This is a genomic window from Parvimonas sp. M20 (assembly GCF_035282425.1).
In the GTDB taxonomy this organism is placed as follows: Bacteria; Bacillota; Clostridia; order Tissierellales; family Peptoniphilaceae; genus Parvimonas.
In genome coordinates this window covers 1-5,446 of the sequence record NZ_JAYKBQ010000027.1, presented here as the reverse complement: position 1 = coordinate 5,446, position 5,446 = coordinate 1, and the positions used below count along the sequence as shown (strand labels likewise).

Annotated in this window: 2 protein-coding genes; both read left to right on the top strand. The window is 30.3% G+C overall.

Annotated features, from left to right (window positions below; translation table 11 throughout):
* The first annotated feature begins 473 nt into the window (after positions 1 to 473).
* Positions 474 to 764 carry a CD1845 family protein gene (locus VJI93_RS08045; protein WP_442953987.1) on the top strand — a complete coding sequence of 97 codons (291 nt, stop codon included), beginning with the start codon at positions 474 to 476 and terminating at the stop codon, positions 762 to 764.
* Between the two features lie 610 nt (positions 765 to 1,374).
* Complete coding sequence (locus VJI93_RS08040) at positions 1,375 to 5,019, top strand: Cna B-type domain-containing protein (RefSeq protein WP_324000399.1); 3,645 nt, start codon at positions 1,375 to 1,377, stop codon at positions 5,017 to 5,019.
* The last annotated feature ends 427 nt before the right edge of the window (positions 5,020 to 5,446 follow it).

The window sequence follows — 5,446 nt, the reverse complement described above, 5'->3', positions numbered from 1 at the left end:
TACCAAAAACAGGATACGGAGCAAACACAGCATTGTATACAGTATTATTGGGATTATCAACAGGAGCACTAGGTGCGGTGAAGATCAGATATAGAAGAAAGAAAAACAGATAGTTTTTTTTAGAAAAGTAAATATTTGATAGAGAAGAGATTGGGAGTAAAGTCCCAATCTTTTTTTGTGTCTTGGTATCAAATTTGTTAGAATATGTATTCAATACTTTACAAAAATCTTTTTTTAGGTTATAATCATAAAGAACATTTGATTTCTATTATATAGTGTTAACAAAATATTCAATGTAATCTGTTGTGATAAATCTCGTATATCTAAAAAAGCAAAATCAATATTGAATATAAATGGGATAGGTAGAGTATGAGATATAGTATAAAAATATAAAATTTAGAAAAGAATATTTTTGAAATCTACAACTATAAATCGTGTAAAAAAGACATAGGTATAAAGAATAGAGGAGGGGAATGGAACATATGAGATGGATAATAAAAATGATCTTATTTCCTATTAGCTTGATATTAAGTGTTCTTGCTGAATTCTTAACATTTTTGTTTGGTGTAGGGACTGTTATATTTTATTTACTAATGATTTTAAGTGTAATTGTATCCATAAGTTATTTTCTTCAAGGAAATACTACAATTGGAATAATAACAATGGTGTTGGGATTTTTACTTAGCCCTCGTGGAATACCACGCGTTGGAGCTGTAATCGTAGGTTTTATAAAGGGAATCAATGATACTATAAAATCAATATAAAAATATTCAAAATTTAAAGTTGGAAGTTAAAATCTTTCCAACTTTTTTTATTTTGAAATGATGAGGTATTATTATGAGATATTAAAAACTTTAAATGTAACAAGATGTACAGATTAAAAGGTTCAGTATAAGGTTGGGGAGTAAATTTTATAATAACAAAATTTGTGAAAAAGAAAAATCTGTTCTAAAAGATATTTAAAAATAACATATTTTATACACATTGAGAGAACCAATACATAAAACTATTCACACATCCAAAAAAGAAATGTATAAATCATTTTGAAGATATAGAGTAAGAACTAATAATATATAAAGAAAAGCGCTTGGATTTAAGATGTCAAATGAAATGGTTTAAGAAATACTATTAAATGATTTTCTTGTCACATATGTTTGACAATTCTAGAATGAATAATGAAATTTTTATCGAAAAGGATGGACAGTGCTTACTAATTGTGATATAATATGGTGCACTGGATTTTTATTTAAGTTTGTCGTTTTTTAGCGGTTTAAAAATTTTATTTTGAAGTTTACATTGAAGATAAAATTCCATGTTTATGTCCAATGTAAATTTAGAAGAGAGTATTAAAAAATTATGAAATGGGGAGATTATATGAGAAGAAAAATTTACAAAGTCCTTTTATCATTATTAATGGTTATAGGAATGGTTCTTCAAGTAGTGAGTACAGCTGTTGTTGCTGAAGGAAAGCCAGTTCAGGCAACAATTAAAAAGTTCGAAATTCAAAATTTAAGTGGACAAAAAGTAGATAAAGTATTTGTTAGTGATAAGTTCTACTTAAGTATGGATTGGGATGCTAGTTCAAATGGAGCCGGATTGAATGAGGGAGATTATTTTGAAATCAAATTACCAGATAATATGAAATTTCCTTCTACTGTTTCAGCAACAGACTTCGATATTTATGGTGATGATGGCAAAACTGTCATTGCTAAAGCTAAGGTTACACCTGGACCTGGAGATAAAGGTGGCAAGGTTCGTGTTACTTTTACAAACTGGGTTAAAGGAAAAGAAAATGTTAAAGGAAATGTACGTTTAGCTGCAGTATTTGATAAGCAAGTTGTTAAGAAAAATGAAAAGAACAAATTTAATGTAACAGTTAATGGAAAAGTTACTTCAACTGATTTAGAAGTAGTGGGACCAAAAGAATTACCAAACGATGAAATACTTGCTAAGTGGGGACAATCTTCAGCTAATGCGAATGAGGCAGAATGGTGGGTTAGAGTTAACTATCAAAAAACGAATATGACTAATGCAGTGATATCTGATCACTTGACTGGTGGAAACGGCGATGAAACTTATATTCCGGATAGTTTTAAACTAAGACGTGTTGAATACAATAGTTTAGGAGATGATTCTAAAATCTTAGGTTATGTCGACTTGAAAGACAAGCTTACAATTTCTCCTGATGGAAAAACATTTAAAATTAATTTAGGAAAGGTAAATGGCGAACAGTACCGTCTTATTTATAGGACCACCTATAAACCTGGAACTACGCTTCATAATAATGTAAAAATAACTTCTAATGAAAAGAGCGGAGAAGCTCATGGAACTCATATTTCGGCAGATTCTGGTGGTTCTGGAACAGGCAATTTAGCAAATAAGATTAAGTTAATCAAAGTTGATGCAGAAAATAATAAAATAACTTTAGCAAATACAGTTTTCGAAGTAACAGCTCCAAATGGAAGTAAGTTTGAGTTAAAAACAGGTGCAGATGGAACGGTAACTTCTAATTCTCTTGCATCAGGAACTTATAAAGTAAGAGAAAAAACTCCTCCTACAGGATATCTTTTAAATGAAAAAGAATTTACTTTGGAAGTATCGCCTAAGGGTGGAGCAATAAAGACAATTACCAACAAGAGAATTAAGGTTAATATCTCCGGTAAAAAGACATGGGATGATGGAAACAATCAAGATGGAAAAAGGCCTAATAAGATAAAAGTAAGTTTACTTGATGATGATAAGAAAGTAGTTAAAACAAAAGAAGTAACACCAGATGCTGAAGGTAACTGGAAGTATACTTTTGAAAATGTAGATGAATACAATGTAAAGACTGGTAAGAAGATTAATTATACTGTTTCAGAAGAAAAGGTAGAAGGATATAGTACAGAAATAAATGGACATAATATCAAGAATTCTTACACACCTAGCAAGACAAGTATTCAAGTAACAAAAGCTTGGGAAGATAAAGAAAATCAAGATGGAAAGAGACCTGAAAGCATAACTGTAAAATTACTTGCTGACGGAAAAGAAACAGATAAAACTCTTACTTTAACAAAAACAAATAATTGGACAGGAAGTTTCCAAGATCTTGATGAATATAAAGATGGAAAGAAGATTGTTTATACAATTAAAGAACAACCAGTTGGAAATGGATATATTACTGAAATTATTGGCGATGCTCAAAAAGGATTTAAAGTAATAAATACAAGACAAACTGAAAAAGTATCTGTAGAAGGTGCAAAGACTTGGGAAGATAAAGAAAACCAAGATGGAAAGAGACCAAAAGAAATAACAATCAATCTATTAAAGAATGGCACTGTAGTAGATACTAAGAAAGTTACAGAAGCAGAAGGTTGGAAATGGAAATTTGAAAATCTTGATAAATATGAAAATGGGAAAGAAATTAAGTACACTATTTCAGAAGAAAAAGTAGAAGGATATACTACAGAAGTAAAAGGATATGATGTTAAGAACTCTTATACACCTAGTAAGACAAGCATTCAGGTAACAAAATCTTGGGAAGATAAAGAAAACCAAGACGGAAAAAGACCTGAAAGCATAACTGTAAAATTACTTGCTGATGGAAAAGAAACAGATAAAACTCTTACTTTATCAGAAGCAAATAAATGGACAGGAAGTTTCCAAGATCTTGATGAATACAAAGATGGAAAGAAAATTGAGTATACAATCAAAGAACAATCAGTTGGAAATGGATATGTTACTGAAGTTACTGGCGATGCTCAAAAAGGCTTTACAGTAACAAATAAAAGAGAAACTGAAAAAGTATCTGTAGAAGGTTCAAAGACTTGGGATGATAAAGACAACCAAGATGGAAAGAGACCAAAAGAAATTACAATCAATCTATTGAAGAATGGAGCTGTAGTAGATACTAAGAAAGTTACAGAAGCAGAAGGTTGGAAATGGAAATTTGAAAATCTTGACAAATATGAAAACGGAAAAGAAATCAACTACACTATTTCAGAAGAAAAAGTGGAAGGATATACTACAGAAGTAAAAGGATATGATGTTAAGAATTCATATACTCCAGGAAAAACAGGTATTCAGGTAACAAAAGCTTGGTCAGATAAAGAAAATCAAGACGGAGTAAGACCTGAAAGTGTAACTATAAAATTACTTGCTGACGGAAAAGAAACAGATAAGACTCTTACTTTGACAAAAGCAAATAATTGGACAGGAAGTTTTACAGACCTTGATGAATATAAAGATGGAAAGAAAATTGTTTATACAATTAAAGAAAAACCAGTTGGAAATGGATATGTAAGTGTTGTTACAGGAACTTCAGAAGATGGTTTTGCAGTAACAAATACAAGAGAACCTGAAAAGACATCTGTAGAAGGGACAAAGACCTGGAATGACAAAGACAACCAGGACGGAAAGAGACCAACAGAGATAACAATCAATCTATTAAAGAATGGAACTAAAATAGATTCAAAGAAAGTTACAAAAGCAGAAGGCTGGAAATGGAAGTTTGAAAATCTTGATAAGTATGAAAACGGAAAAGAAATTAACTATACTATTACAGAAGAAAAGGTAGAAGGATATACTACAGAAGTAAAAGGATATGATGTTAAGAATTCATACACACCTGGAAAAACAAGCTTACAAGTAACAAAGGCTTGGGAAGATAAAAATGACCAAGATGGAGTAAGACCTAATAGTGTAACAATTAAATTACTTGCTGATGGAGTAGAAACAGGAAAGAAACTAGTTTTAACAAAGGCAAATAACTGGACAGGAAATTTCACAGATCTTGATGAATACAAAGATGGAAAGAAGATTGTTTATACAATTAAAGAAGAACCAGTTGGAAATGGATATAATAGTGTTATTACAGGGAATGAAAAAGAAGGTTTTGTAGTAACAAATATAAGGGCACCTAAACAAAGAATACCAAAGACAGGAGTAGGAAGCAATTCAGCTTTGTATACAGTATTGTTAGGGTTGTCAGGAACAGTTCTATTTTCAGTATTTAGAAGAAAGAGAAAAGTCAATTTATAATATTTTTGTAAGGAAATCTTTTAAATAATAAGAGATAACAAAATAGTATATAGCATAAAATGTTGTTAATAGGAGGACATCTAAAATTGAATAGATGTTCTCCTTTTTTGTGAAATGAAAGAAATCTCATGTCATAGAACTTTGTGAATAAAAATTCCTAACGTGTTATCTTAATGAGAACAAGTGAGCGAATGAAGTAAATTCAGATTTAACTTTGTTTACTTGTAAACAAAAGTAGGGCTGACGGGATTATTGTAGCATTTGATACAATTACTCTGGAGATTTCATTACTATTATTTGTTTACAACTATAGATTTATAAATGTTGAAACATACAGACATAGTTAAAATTGTTATGATACAATTGATGTGAGACCAAGGGTACAAAAAAAAGAGAATATCCTGTATAATTATTAAAACAAAAAAAT